Source organism: Pseudomonas sp. Pseusp18 (genome assembly GCF_059506005.1).
In genome coordinates this window covers 753601-767492 of the sequence record NZ_CP169240.1, presented here as the reverse complement: position 1 = coordinate 767492, position 13892 = coordinate 753601, and the positions used below count along the sequence as shown (strand labels likewise).

11 protein-coding genes and 1 tRNA gene are annotated in these 13892 nt (G+C 58.6%); 2 read left to right on the top strand and 10 right to left on the bottom strand.

From position 1 onward, the window contains the following. Window positions 1–861: 861 nt before the first annotated feature. From ampE to ACEN9A_RS03300, 3 genes are all read right to left on the bottom strand, one after another. A complete protein-coding gene (gene ampE / locus ACEN9A_RS03310; RefSeq protein ID WP_064616142.1) occupies window positions 862–1698 on the bottom strand; it encodes a regulatory signaling modulator protein AmpE in 837 nt (278 codons plus the stop codon). Further along, on the bottom strand, window positions 1695–2270 hold the full coding sequence (gene ampD, locus ACEN9A_RS03305) for a 1,6-anhydro-N-acetylmuramyl-L-alanine amidase AmpD (RefSeq protein ID WP_258672340.1): 576 nt from the start codon (window positions 2268–2270) through the stop codon (window positions 1695–1697). Before ampD ends, ampE begins: the two co-directional genes overlap by 4 nt. Window positions 2271–2334: 64 nt before the next feature. Beyond that, window positions 2335–4542 (bottom strand): DUF1631 domain-containing protein, encoded by a 2208-nt coding sequence (locus tag ACEN9A_RS03300; protein WP_258672339.1) that lies wholly within the window; start codon window positions 4540–4542, stop codon window positions 2335–2337. A 267-nt stretch (window positions 4543–4809) separates the two neighbouring features. On the opposite strand from ACEN9A_RS03300, the gene nadC reads away from it, so the two are divergent. After that, complete coding sequence (gene nadC, locus ACEN9A_RS03295; RefSeq protein ID WP_019651082.1) at window positions 4810–5658, top strand: carboxylating nicotinate-nucleotide diphosphorylase; 849 nt, start codon at window positions 4810–4812, stop codon at window positions 5656–5658. 51 nt (window positions 5659–5709) lie between these two features. On the opposite strand, the gene ACEN9A_RS03290 is transcribed toward nadC, so the two are convergent. Further along, the gene (locus ACEN9A_RS03290) at window positions 5710–6015 is read right to left on the bottom strand and encodes a DUF6388 family protein (protein WP_258672338.1); all 306 of its coding nucleotides are present in this window, start codon (window positions 6013–6015) and stop codon (window positions 5710–5712) included. A gap of 304 nt (window positions 6016–6319) precedes the next feature. Between ACEN9A_RS03290 and ACEN9A_RS03285 the strand changes: the two genes are divergently transcribed. Beyond that, a complete protein-coding gene (locus ACEN9A_RS03285; protein ID WP_019651080.1) occupies window positions 6320–6865 on the top strand; it encodes a hypothetical protein in 546 nt (181 codons plus the stop codon). A 9-nt stretch (window positions 6866–6874) separates the two neighbouring features. Here ACEN9A_RS03285 and ACEN9A_RS03280 read toward each other — a convergent pair. The 6 genes from ACEN9A_RS03280 to infB form a co-directional block, all read right to left on the bottom strand. Continuing rightward, a tRNA-Thr gene (locus ACEN9A_RS03280) sits at window positions 6875–6950 on the bottom strand. Between the two features lie 226 nt (window positions 6951–7176). Next, window positions 7177–9282, bottom strand: a complete 2106-nt coding sequence (gene pnp, locus ACEN9A_RS03275) for a polyribonucleotide nucleotidyltransferase (protein WP_258672337.1) — start codon at window positions 9280–9282, stop codon at window positions 7177–7179. A 197-nt stretch (window positions 9283–9479) separates the two neighbouring features. After that, window positions 9480–9749: a 30S ribosomal protein S15 gene (gene rpsO / locus ACEN9A_RS03270; RefSeq protein ID WP_011332409.1), complete on the bottom strand. Its 270-nt coding sequence runs from the start codon at window positions 9747–9749 to the stop codon at window positions 9480–9482. A gap of 117 nt (window positions 9750–9866) precedes the next feature. Next, window positions 9867–10784, bottom strand: coding sequence for a tRNA pseudouridine(55) synthase TruB (gene truB / locus ACEN9A_RS03265; protein ID WP_007933551.1), 918 nt, complete (start codon window positions 10782–10784; stop codon window positions 9867–9869). A gap of 3 nt (window positions 10785–10787) precedes the next feature. Beyond that, a complete protein-coding gene (gene rbfA, locus ACEN9A_RS03260) occupies window positions 10788–11189 on the bottom strand; it encodes a 30S ribosome-binding factor RbfA (protein ID WP_007900467.1) in 402 nt (133 codons plus the stop codon). A 159-nt stretch (window positions 11190–11348) separates the two neighbouring features. Continuing rightward, on the bottom strand, window positions 11349–13868 hold the full coding sequence (infB, locus tag ACEN9A_RS03255) for a translation initiation factor IF-2 (protein WP_019582451.1): 2520 nt from the start codon (window positions 13866–13868) through the stop codon (window positions 11349–11351). Between the last annotated feature and the right edge of the window lie 24 nt (window positions 13869–13892).

The following is a 13892-nucleotide window of genomic DNA, read 5'->3' as shown; positions in this document are numbered from 1 at the left end:
TTCGCTCAGCTGACGCATGTCGCTCTGGCTGTCGCGGCTCAGGCCGGCCTGACTGGCGATGATCTGGCTGAAAATCTGCGCATTACCGAGCAACTTGCCGATCAGCGCACTTTTGCTTTGCAGGGAGTTTTCCGCTTGCTGGGCCTTGAACGCGGCGATCATTTCATCGCGTTTACCATCGAAAAACGTGATTTGCTCCGGGTCAGTGGTCATCGCCGCCAGCCCCTGCAAACGGCTCAGGACGCTTTGCTCCAGGGCACTGATCGTCGATTCGACATGATTGGCCTTGCCGGACTGGCCCAGGATGACGTTGATCTGTACCAGGTTGTTCAGGGTCTCCAGGTCCCGACGCAGGCTCAGGCCGCTGCCCAACAGGTCGAGGCTCTGTAACTCGACCCGGGTGCCCTGGAATTCGCGATAGGAGTCGCGCACCAGATAGAAGTTGGTCACCAGCATCGGTACGAGGAACAGCACGCTGATCAGGCTGAACTTCATGCCGAAGCTCAGGCGGTTCATCAGCGCGACGGCGGGATAGAGCAAGCTCTTCACTGTGAAGTCTCCCTTTGATTTCTTATTTTTATTGGCAGGCGCGCAGAGACAGCAGATAGCCACTATTGGCGCTGCCTCTGTATAGCCTAAATCGGAAGGAGGTTTTGTAACTTAAGGTTAACGACAGGTCGCCGTTGTTGGAGCGGATGAGCCCCTGTGGCGAGGGAGCTTGCTCCCGTTCGGCTGCGAAGCAGTCGTAAATCCAGACAAGTCGGTCTATCTGGACGGGCGCCGGGGGGCCTGGGGCCGCTTCGCGACCCAACGGGAGCAAGCTCCCTCGCCACAATGAAGTTCGCTTCAGATGTGTTTGGATTACGACAAAACAGTCCACAACGCAAAACCGGCGTACCAAAGCACCGCCGCGCGCAGCAGCAGTTCCCAGATCCGGTCCAGGCTGTTGATGCCGTCCGGGCCGACCACCGGCGCCGGAATTTCACCGGCAACCAGTCCGACCTTCTCGATCAGTTGGGCGGCGCTGATGTTCCAGTTCAGCAGCTCATGCAGCATCACCCGGCTGACCGCGACAAAGTTGCCAACCAACGCGAAGCTCGCCGCCAGCAACCGCACCGGCACCCAATCGAACGCGTGGCGCAGTTGTGTCGCGCGCTCGACCACGGCCGGGTTTTGCCCATGCTCTTCGGCCAGCGCCAGCAGTCGATAGCTCAGGGCCGCGACCGGGCCCAGCAGGAAGTACCAGAAGATCACCGCGAAAAAGCTCTGATAGGCCTCCCACAACAGATGCCCCTGCACCCGTTCCAGCAGTTGCTCGCCACTGTCGGCGCAGATATCCAGGTCGCGTTTGGCCACATGGGCGGCAGCCTGCAGGTCTTCCCGGCGCCAGGCATCGCGAAACGGCCCCAGGCCGGCCAGCAGATCGCCACGCCCCAGACTGTAAATCACCACCAACAGGTGCACGGGCAACGCCAGCAAGCCATAGGCCACCGGGTCCAGCACCACCAACAGCAACCCCAGCAGCGCCACCGGCAACAACACCAGCACCACCAGTATCAGCCACGGACGGTTGCTCATGCGTGGGCTCACTTCAAGCTTGTTCAGCTCACGCACCCAACCCGCATCACGTTGAACCCGATGGCGCAGGGCCGAGAATTTCTCGATCCAGACCGCTAACAGCAGCACCAGAAAACTCATTGTTGCTCCTCTTCTTCCTGAGCGGCTTTTGCCAGGTCCGCACGATAGCGCGCCCAGTCAAACGCCGGTCCCGGATCAGTCTTGCGCCCGGGTGCAATGTCGCTATGCCCGCAGATACGTTGCGCGGTGATACCCGTGAAGGCGCTTTGCAACTGTCGGGTCAGGGCCGTCAACACTTGATATTGCGCATCGGTAAACGGTAGATCATCCGTGCCTTCAAGCTCGATGCCCACGGAAAAATCGTTACAGGTTTCCCGTCCCTCGAAACACGAAACGCCGGCGTGCCAGGCGCGCTCAAGACAAGAGACAAACTGAGTGACGGTGCCGTCACGTTCAATCAGAAAGTGCGCAGACACCCGCAGGTCGGCGATCCCTGCAAAGTAGGGATGTTCCGTGACATCCAGACGATTCTGGAAAAATTCCTGCACCTTGCCGGTCAGAAACTGCGCGGGCGGCAGACTGATGTTGTGGATCACCAGCAGGGAAATCTCGCCCTCGGGGCGCGCATTGAAGTTGGGCGAAGGGCATAAACGCACACCCTGACACCAACCACTCGCGGGGTCCAACTGCATACAGGCTCCTTCAACGACGACTGTGTTGGCGCCCAGTATGCCGCGATAGACCCTCGGCGCGCGATCACTTGCCGCGATTGAGACGCCGCAGGTTGCCCAACACCGATTCCAGCGCCCGATCGAACAGCAAGGTGTCGTCCAGCGTGCGCACCGCGCCACGCCGAAACTCCAGGGCCAGGCCGGTACGGTTGTGCTCCAGCACTTTCATTCCGGTGCGGTCGACAAAGATGTACTTGCCGGTGGTTTCAATGATCGCCGCCAATTTACAACGCAGGGTGTTTTCCTCGTCTTCCTGAAACTCGACCCAGCACCCCGGGCGCAGTTGATCGACTTGCAGTAGCGCGACATCATCCTCCGGCAAACGCACCGAGGCGGTTTCGACCGGGCCTTCGTCAGCAGTACGAAGCACGATTTCCTCCTGCACTTCCACCATCATCGGCCCCTCGACAGGCGAGCTGTTCTGGCCCGGACGCTCAAACAGTTGAACGTGCAGGGCTTCCAGCTCGCTGAAAAACTCGCTGGTGGCGAACGGGTCGAATGCCGAGCTGTTCAGCCCATCGCGCAACGACTTGAGCAACCCTGGCACCAGCGCCAACAAGCGCAGGCTCGCATCGGGTTCGTCATGGCGCTGAACGCTCCAGATCAACTGCTCCATGGTCTGCACATCGGCGTGCCATTCGGCGGACTGATCACCGTGCTTGAGGCCGGTCAGCAACAGCACTTTGCTCCAGGCCTCCTGAACAAACACCACCACGCTGTGCGGCAAAACCTTGCCCACCAACACCTGATTCAACGCCTGCTCGACGCGCTGACGGGTCAGTTCGGTCCTGGCGCGGCCTTCTTCGGCGTCTCGGGTGCGCTGCTCCAGCAATTCACTGCGACGACGCTCGTCATTGGTGAAGGCGAGGAAATCCGCCAGCAGTTCGGAAAAGATCGCCGGGTCATCGACAAAGTCGTTCAACAAGCGCTGCACCACCTGCTCAATGCGCAGGTACAGACTGTCGCGCTGATGGTCATCGCACTCGCCCCAGCCCATGGCCGCCGCGGCGATTTCGTTGAGCAAGCGCCGGGCGGGATGGCTGCTGCGGCTGAAAAAACTCTTGTCGAGCACCGCAACTTTCAGCATCGGAATCTGCAAGCGGCCGATCAGCGCCTTGAGGGAGTCCGGCAGGTTGCGGTCATCGAGAATGCATTCGAAGAGCATGGCGATCAGGTTGATCACGTCTTCATCAGCCACCCCGACCACCCGCGACCTGCCGCTTTTGACGCTGACCCGGGTCAGCAGCAGTTCGAGCTGGTTACGCAGGTCGAAGTCGTCCTGAACCGCCAGCGCCGGCACGTATTGCTGCAAGTGCGAGAGCAGTCGCAGCAGATCGCGGGTAGAAATGGGCTGGGTCTGGGCACTGACCTCCAGGGTCGGCGCAACGCTGCCGCGCACATGGAGCAGCAACTCCTGCAAGGCGGCGAAAACTTCCTGCACCCCCTCGTCAATCTGTGGATTGCCGCTGCGACTCCCTGCCTCGACAGGGTCGGCGTGAGCACTGGCAGCCGCTCGATCAGTGGCACGTCGCGCCGGGGCGGGCTTGAGGTCCGGCAGCACACCGGTGGCGATCAGCAGTTGATTGGCCTCGGCGTAGAGCTGATCGGCGTTGCTGAGCACATAGCGCTCGAACAGCTTGAGGATGATCAGCTTGACCTTGATCTCCATCCCCAGGTTGCGCCCCGCCTGCAGGAAATACTCGCAGAGCAGCGTCGGCCCCAGGGGGTTGTGCTGTTCGACCAGTTTCTTGCCCAGCAAGGTGCTCAGTCGGGCGGTGAGCTGGTCGAGGGCGAAGCCATCACGGTTCAGCACTTTGCCGACCATGACCTCCACCGCCACATTACGCTCCATGTCGTCATGGGATAGCGACACCGAGGTATCGAAAGCCAATACCCGGGGCAAGGCAGCCTGTGAGGTGTCGCACTGCGTGAGTCTGAGGAAAGCCTCGAGGAACTGCTCGAGAAAACCGCGCTCGATACTTTTGCGCTTGAGGCGCAAATCGCGCATGGCTTCGAAGAAGATGTTTTGCTCGACATCGTTCCGGGCCCGGTCGGCCATTTCGAACAAGGTGTCGTCGGCGTTATCGAACAGCTCCTGCAAACCCTGCTTGAGCTGTTGGGCAGCTTTGTCGCGAACCTGAAGAAGAATCACAGGCAGGCGGGCGAGCAGCGAATGAGTCGCCTGATCGGTAGTCGCCTTGTGCAAAGGCACTACATTCCCGTCGTTGTGCATCCAAGCCTCCTGAAACGGTGATTCTTCGGTTCACGTCAAAGCCATGACGTCAAATGCAAGGCGGATTATCGACAAAAGCCCCCCCTTGTGCCAGCTGACTCTGCGCGTCACCAAGCAATAGACGTTTATGAGTGACCCTTGCTTAGCGCCAATTGCTCGCGCGAATCGACCAAATGCAGGTTTGCGAACGACGGGATGGTTGTTGATGCCTTGGGTTGCCTCGCGCCATGGCCCTATAATCGGGCCACTTTGTTTGTGGAGCCCGTTATGCCGAATCTACGTCTCGCCGATTTGACCGCCGAAATCGAAGCCAACGTGCGCCGTGCGTTGCTCGAGGACATCGGCAGCGGCGACATCACCGCGCAACTGATCCCGGCCGAACGTCTGGCCAAAGCCACCATCATCACCCGCGACGCGGCCGTCATCAGCGGCACTGCATGGGTCGATGCCGTGTTTCGGCAGCTGGATCCGCGGGTCGCCGTGCACTGGCAGGTGAGCGATGGCGAGCGGGTGAAACCCAATCAGGTGCTGTTCCACCTCGAAGGCCCGGCACGCTCGCTGCTCACCGGCGAACGCAGCGCGCTGAACTTCCTGCAACTGCTCTCGGGCGTGGCCACGCGCGCGCAGTACCTGGCGGATTTCGTCGCCCAAACCCAAGTGAAGTTGCTCGATACCCGCAAAACCCTGCCGGGGCTGCGTCTGGCCCAGAAATACGCCGTGACCTGCGGCGGTTGCTACAACCACCGCATCGGCCTGTATGACGCCTTCCTGATCAAGGAAAACCATATCGCCGCCTGCGGTGGCATCCCTGAGGCTATTGCTGCCGCGCACAAGATCGCTCCGGGTAAACCGGTGGAGATCGAAGTGGAGAACCTGGCGGAGCTCAAAGAAGCTCTGGCGGCGGGGGCCGACATCATCATGCTCGATGAACTGAGCCTGGATGACATGCGCGAAGCCGTGCGCCTGAACGCCGGCAAGGCAAAACTGGAGGCCAGCGGCGGCATCAACGAAAGTACGTTGCTGCCGATTGCGCAAACCGGGGTGGATTACATTTCGATTGGTGCGATGACCAAGGATGTGAAGGCGGTGGATCTGTCGATGCGCCTGAGTCTCTGATCACGCCCCTGATAATCAAAAACGCCAGCCTCATGAAGGCTGGCGTTTTTTTCAGACCACCAGATTGTTCATCTCGCAGTACTCTTCCCACTCGACACCCAATACCTCGGCCGCCTCCTTGTGCAGTGCCAGGCGCGCGGCCTCGTACTCTTCGGGGCTTGAGGTGTACTTGAGCGTCAGTTCCCAAGGCTGCAAGCCCTGGGCTTCTGCCTCATCCTCGAATGCCCACTGGATCTGGTCTTTCTGATCGTCGGCAGGCAAGTCCTTGATCTCTTCCAGTAACTGGGGTGCATCCAGTACGTACTTTTTCAGGGCTTCTTCGTGTCTGGCTTCTTGGGTCAATTCTTTAACGGTCATGGCGTTCTCGCTGATCTGGGGAATGGAAGATGGATCTGGATCATCAAGGATCTCTCTGACGCAAAAAAACCGTTTGAAGCCCGGTTTGTCTGGCCTTCAGAACCATTCGGGATCATCTGAAAACTGCTGGGCGATGCTCATGCAGGCAACGAATATAGGACGTTTTGCCGACGATTTACACGGCTCTTTACATCTATCCCGCAAAAAGCTGTGTGCAAGAGATGCTGGAGACCTCGGGGAACATAAATTCAAATCCCAAGTCATAGCGATGTGCCATATCGGCACTTCACAAGGAACCCCAGTGATGCGCAGTTTTTCGAAGCTTTCGTCTACCCGTCTTGCCGCTGCTACCCTGCTGCTCGGCAGCCTGACATTGGCCAGCGCAGCTCAAGCGGCTGTCGAAGTCGCCTCTGACCCTTCGCTGTACTCCGACAAAATCTCCGCTCTCCACAATTCATACGGCAAGGACACGCTCGTCAGAACCAGTGTCAGCATCGATGATCTGGAAAACCTGCAAAAAACCGTGAAGGCCAATGCCAGCGAACTCGAAAGCCAGAAGCGCACTATCAGCGAACAGGCCCGTCAGATCGAAGAACTCAAACGCAACAGTGGTTCCAGCACCAGCTCCAGCAGCAAGGAGATTGATGATCTCAAGCGCACGGTCAATGAACAGGAACGCGACCTGAACACTCTCACCAAACAAGTGGAAGAGCTCAAGCGCAACAGCGGTTCCAGCTCCAGCTCGAACAACAGCGAGATCTCCAGTCTTAAACGGGAAATCAGCGATCAGGATCGCGCGATGGATCAGCTCAAGCGCACCGTCGAGGATCTGAGCAGAAAGGTGAAGTAAGCGGGGGAATGGTGCCCGAGACAGGAATCGAACCTGCGACCTTCGCGTTACGAGTGCGCTGCTCTACCGGCTGAGCTACACGGGCTGTGGGCTAAACCTAGCACCGGTCTCGAGGTACGGCAACTTGCGGCGAGGGAGCTTGCTCCCGCTCGGCTGCGCAGCAGTCGTAAAACAGTGGGGTCGCTTCGCAACCCGGCGGGAGCAAGCTCCCTCGCCACACCAAATTCCACGCTCAGCTTTTTCCTGCACACAGCAAAACGCCCCGAACCAGTCGGGGCGTTTTGCTGTTCAACGGTCAGGCGCGGGGGTAATTAAACGCCCGAAGCCTTGGCCGCTGCTACGTCTTTGATGGACAGCTTGATACGGCCGCGGTTGTCCACGTCCAGTACCAGAACTTCCACTTCCTGGCCTTCTTTCAGGATGTCGGTCACTTTCTCAACGCGAGCGTCGCTCAGCATCGAGATGTGAACCAGACCGTCCTTGCCCGGCAGGATGTTGACGAACGCGCCGAAGTCGACGATGCGCTCAACCTTACCGACGTAGATCTTGCCGATTTCAGCTTCAGCGGTGATGCCCAGAACGCGCTGGCGTGCAGCTTCAGCCGCTTCCTTGGTTTCGCCGAAGATCTTGATCGAGCCGTCGTCTTCGATGTCGATCGAAGCCTTGGTCTCTTCACAGATCGCACGAATGGTCGCGCCGCCTTTACCGATGACATCACGGATTTTGTCGGTGTCGATTTTCATCGCGATCATGGTCGGAGCGTTTTCCGACAGTTCGGTACGCGACTGGCCAATGATCTGGTTCATCTGACCGAGGATGTTCAGGCGCGCTTCCAGGGCTTGGCCCAGAGCGATTTCCATGATTTCTTCGGTGATGCCTTTGATCTTGATGTCCATCTGCAGCGCGGTAACACCTTTGGCGGTACCCGCTACTTTGAAGTCCATGTCGCCCAGGTGGTCTTCGTCACCCAGGATGTCGGTCAGGACGGCGAACTTCTCGCCTTCTTTAACCAGACCCATGGCGATACCGGCAACCGGTGCCTTCATCGGAACGCCGGCGTCCATCAGAGCCAGGGAAGCGCCGCAGACCGAAGCCATGGAGCTCGAACCGTTGGACTCGGTGATTTCCGATACAACACGGATGGTGTACGGGAACACGTCGGCAGCAGGCAGCATGGCCTGAACCGAACGACGGGCCAGACGGCCGTGACCGATTTCGCGACGACCAGCGCCACCCATGCGACCACACTCACCTACCGAGAACGGAGGGAAGTTGTAGTGCAGCATGAACGGGTCTTTTTTCTCGCCTTCCAGGGTGTCCAGCAGCTGTGCGTCACGGGCAGTACCCAGTGTCGCGACGACCAGAGCCTGAGTTTCGCCACGGGTGAACAGAGCCGAACCGTGGGTCTTCGGCAGAACACCCACTTCGATGTTCAGCGGACGTACGGTACGGGTGTCGCGGCCGTCGATACGTGGCTTGCCGTTAACGATGTTTTCGCGAACGGTGCGGTATTCGATTTCGCCGAAAGCAGCTTTGACGTCAGCAGCCGAAGGTTGGCCTTCTTCACCGGACAGCTTGGCAACCACTTGGTCTTTCAGTTCGCCCAAGCGAGCGTAACGGTCGGCCTTGATGGTGATGGTGTAAGCCTGGGAGATCGCTTCGCCGAACTCGGCACGGATAGCGCCCAGCAGAGCAGTGGCTTCTGGCTGTGGAGCCCAGGTCCAGGTCGGCTTGGCAGCTTCAGCGGCCAGTTCTTTAACGGCGTTGATCACCACCTGGAACTCGTCGTGAGCAAACAGTACCGCACCCAGCATCTGGTCTTCGGTCAGCTCTTTGGCTTCCGATTCAACCATCAACACGGCTTCCGAAGTACCGGCAACGACCATGTCCAGGCTCGAAGCTTTCAGTTGTTCGTAAGTCGGGTTCAGCAGGTAACCGGTGCTTTCGTGGAACGCAACGCGGGCAGCGCCGATCGGGCCATCGAAAGGAATGCCGGAGATAGCCAGCGCAGCCGAGGTACCGATCATCGCAGCGATGTCCGGATCGGTCTTCTTGCTGGTGGAAACGACGGTGCAGACAACCTGCACTTCGTTCATGAAACCTTCAGGGAACAGCGGACGGATCGGACGGTCGATCAATCGGGAAGTCAGGGTTTCTTTCTCGGAAGGACGGCCTTCACGCTTGAAGAAACCGCCAGGGATCTTGCCGGCAGCGTAAGTCTTTTCCTGGTAGTGAACAGACAGAGGGAAGAAGCCCTTGCCTGGATCAGCTTGTTTGGCACCGACTACGGTCACCAATACGCTGACGTCGTCGTCAACGGTGACCAATACTGCGCCGGAGGCCTGACGGGCGATACGGCCAGTCTCGAGGGTAACGGTCGACTGACCGAACTGGAATTTTTTGATTACCGGGTTCACGGTGTCCTACCTTCTTTGTGGCTCTTGGGGGAACTGGTTTCTTGCGAAATTCTTGGGCAACGCCGGGAATCGGCCCGACTGTCATTGTCCAGGGTAAAACTATTGTCCAGATAAAACTTGAGGCTGGGAGCCTGCCATGTACCTGCGGGAAACCCGCTGGCACACAGCAAACAACCAACCTCTAGCGCAATCGCTTATTAGCGACGCAGACCCAGGCGAGCGATCAGAGCGCTGTAACGGCTCACGTCCTTGCCTTTCAGGTAGTCCAGCAGCTTACGACGCTGGTTAACCATGCGGATCAGACCACGACGGGAGTGGTGATCTTTACCGTTGGCCTTGAAGTGACCTTGCAGTTTGTTGATGTTGGCGGTCAGCAGTGCAACTTGCACTTCTGGCGAACCAGTGTCACCAACAGCTTGCTGGTAGTCAGCTACGATTTGAGCTTTTTCTTGAACGTCGAGAGCCATGAGGCAATCCTTTTATCAGGAAACTGTTTCAGAAAAACAGTTTCAACAGGCCAGGGACAAATCCCTGTATCTAAAAATGAGTAGTGACCGTGCCTGTTAACAGCCACCCTCGTTCGGTCATTCTGACCGAATCAGTCGACGTGGCGCGATGCGCCCGTCTTCGCTCACTTCACCGATACCGATGAAGCGACCATTGTGATCCTGTACCCGTACCATGCCAAATTTCGGTGCATCCGGGGCACGTACCGGCTGGCCGTTGAGCCAGTAGAACGCGCTCGCTTCCGAGAACTGCAACAGTGGCCAATCCAGCAGGCCGCTGTCCGATGGCATCAGGAAGCGGTCGACTGCTTCGTTGCCGCCTTCGGCATGTACCGCTTCCAGCTCTTCCAGAGTGACGGTCTGTGCAAGCGTGAAAGGCCCGGCCTGGGTACGTCGCAATTCAGCCACGTAAGCGCCACAACCGAGTTGCTCACCGATATCCTCCACCAGGGTACGGATATAGGTGCCTTTGCTGCAATCCACCGCAAGCCGCGCAGTATCACCCTCAAAGGCCAGTAATTCCAAGCGCGCAATAGTAACAGAACGCGGTTCGCGCTCCACTACTTCACCTGCACGGGCCAGCTTGTACAGCGGCTGCCCATCGCGCTTGAGTGCCGAGTACATCGGCGGTATCTGACTGATTTGCCCACGAAATTTCGGCAACACAGCTTCGATATCGGCACGACCAACGGTCACCGGACGTTCCAGCAAAACCTCACCTTCGGCATCCGCCGTGGTGGTGGTCTTGCCCAGTTGCGCCAGGGTTTCATAACCTTTGTCGGAATCGAGCAGGTATTGCGAGAACTTGGTGGCCTCGCCGAAGCACAACGGCAACACGCCAGTGGCCAGCGGATCGAGACTGCCGGTGTGCCCGGCCTTCTCGGCATTGAGCAACCAGCGGACCTTCTGCAACGCCGCGTTGGAAGTGAACCCCAACGGCTTGTCGAGCAGGATGATACCGCTGACGTTACGACGGATACGTTTGACCTGAGCCACCGATTACTCCTTGGCGTCTTCGGGTTCAGCCGCTACCGGGTGCTGATTGTCTTCAGCCACCGCGCGTTCGATCAGGGCCGACAGGTGCGCGCCACGTACGACGCTTTCGTCGTAATGGAAGTGCAACTGAGGAACGCTGCGCAACTTCATCTCGCGAGCCAACTGCATGCGCAGGAAGCCGGCGGCGGAGTTGAGCACCTTGATGCTTTGCGCGATGTCGTCGCGGCTGTCCTGCCCCATCACGGTGATGAAGATCTTGGCGTGACCGACGTCACGGCTGACTTCAACAGCGGTAATGGTGACCAGCCCGACGCGCGGGTCTTTGACTTCACGACGGATCAGCTGTGCCAGCTCACGCTGCATCTGATCGCCGATACGTTGGGTACGGCTATATTCTTTTGCCATGTCTTGTTACCTGTTACTGCCCCACGGTGAAACCCGAAGGGTCTGAAAGCGGCAAACGCCCGGCCTGACAAAAGCCAGACCGGGCGTTGCGTTTAGAGTCCGACTGATGCGCCGCGCAATTGCATGCGGCTGGCCATCACGGCTCTTGAAGTGCGCGAGTTAGAGGCTGCGAGCAACCTGAACCTTCTCGAAGACTTCGATCTTGTCACCGACTTTGACGTCGTTGTAGCTCTTCACGCCGATACCGCATTCCATGCCGGCACGTACTTCGGAAGCGTCATCCTTGAAGCGGCGCAGGGATTCCAGCTCGCCTTCGAAGATAACGATGTCTTCACGCAGTACACGGATTGGACGGTTACGGTGAACAACACCTTCGATAACCATGCAACCGGCGATCGCGCCAAACTTCGGCGAACGGAACACGTCACGCACTTCAGCGGTACCCAGGATGTTCTCGCGAACATCGCTGCCCAGCATACCGGTAAGGGCTTTCTTGACGTCTTCGATGATGTCGTAGATCACGTTGTAGTAACGCATATCCAGACCTTCCTGCTCGACGATCTTGCGAGCGCCGGCATCGGCACGCACGTTGAAGCCGAACAGTACAGCGTTGGAGGCCAGTGCCAGGTTGGCGTCGGATTCGGTGATACCACCGACACCGCCACCGACCACACGCACTTGCACTTCGTCGTTACCCAGGCCATTCAAGGCACCGTTCAACGCTTCCAGCGAACCACGGACGTCGGATTTGAGGACGATGTTGAGCGTCTTCTTCTCTTCCTGACCCATGTTCTCGAAGATGTTTTCAAGCTTGCCGGCGTGAGCACGGGCCAGTTTGACTTCGCGGAACTTGCCTTGACGGAACAGAGCCACTTCACGGGCTTTCTTCTCGTCAGCAACTACGCTCATCTCGTCGCCAGCGTCCGGAGTACCGTCCAGGCCGAGGATCTCGACAGGGATGGAAGGACCGGCTTCCTTGATTGGCTTGCCGTTCTCGTCGAGCATGGCGCGAACGCGGCCATAGTTCGAACCGACCAGCACCATGTCGCCCTGGCGCAGGGTACCGTCTTGAACCAGAACGGTTGCAACCGGGCCACGACCTTTGTCGAGACGCGATTCAACCACAACACCACGACCAGGGGCCGATGGGGTTGCTTTCAGTTCGAGAACTTCAGCTTGCAGCAGAACAGCTTCGAGCAACTCGTCCACGCCGGTACCGACTTTCGCCGAAACCGATACGAACGGGGTGTCGCCGCCCCACTCTTCCGAAGTCACGCCGTGAACCGACAATTCGCTACGGATGCGATCGAGATCGGCGCCCGGCTTGTCGATTTTGTTCACTGCAACAACCAGAGGTACGCCAGCCGCCTGAGCGTGCTGAACAGCTTCAACGGTCTGCGGCATTACGCCGTCGTCCGCTGCAACCACCAGGATCACGATGTCGGTCGCCTTGGCACCACGGGCACGCATGGCGGTAAACGCGGCGTGACCAGGGGTGTCGAGGAAGGTGACCATGCCGCGTTCGGTTTCAACGTGGTACGCACCGATGTGCTGGGTGATACCACCGGCTTCGCCAGCAGCTACCTTGGCGCGACGGATGTAGTCGAGCAGCGAGGTCTTACCGTGGTCAACGTGACCCATTACGGTCACAACCGGTGCACGGGAGAACGTCTCACCTTCAAACTTCAGGGACTCTGCCAGGGAATCTTCCAGGGCGGTGTCGCTGACCAGGGTCACTTTGTGGCCCAGCTCTTCAGCAACCAGTTGGGCAGTTTCCTGATCCAATACCTGGTTGATGGTCGCTGGGGTACCCAGTTTGAACATGAACTTGATGATTTCAGCAGCCTTGACCGACATCTGCTGGGCGAGATCGCCAACAGTGATGGTCTCGCCGATCTTCACTTCGCGCACAACAGGGCCGGTTGGGCTCTGGAAACCGTGGGCGTTGCGTTTCTTCAGCTTGGCCTTGCCGCGACCACCACGACGGAAGCCATCGCTTTCTTCGTCGGTAGTACGTGGCGCAACGCGTGGAGCAGGCGCTTTTTCCTTGACCGAAGCACGATGCGGAGCGTTTTTGCGCTCGCCATCGCCACTGCCACGACGATTGCTATCGTCGGCACGTGGTTTGTCCGGACGACGCTGCTCGTCGCGTTTGCGAGTGTCGGCTGCAGGTGCAGCGGCCACGACCGGGGCGCTTTCACGCACGGGTTCGGCAACTGCAACAGGCGCTGCGACAGCTTCGACAGGAGCGGTTTGCGCAGCAGCAGGCTGGCGACGCGCTTCTTCTTCGGCGCGACGCTTGGCTTCTTCTTCAGCCTTCTGACGTGCAGCATTTTCTACTGCGCGACGTTCTTCCAGTTCGCGTTTGCGCTCGGCTTCGATTTCTTCCGGGCTGCGCTGCACGAAGACTTTCTTCTTGCGTACTTCAACGCTGATGCTTTTGCTGCCAGCAACACGCAGGGTGCTGGTGGTTTTACGCTGCAGCGTGATCTTGCGTGGTTCTTCCACTTTCGCCTTGTGACTGCTTTTCAAGTGAGTCAGCAAAGATTGCTTCTCACTGTCAGTCACATGTTCTTCGGCGGCGGTGTGCGGCAGACCTGCCTCACGCATCTGCTGCAACAGGCGCTCTACCGGTGTTTTGACCTCATCGGCCAGTTGTTTCACCGTGACTTGCGTCATGCACTTCTCTCCTCAGGCCGCGCC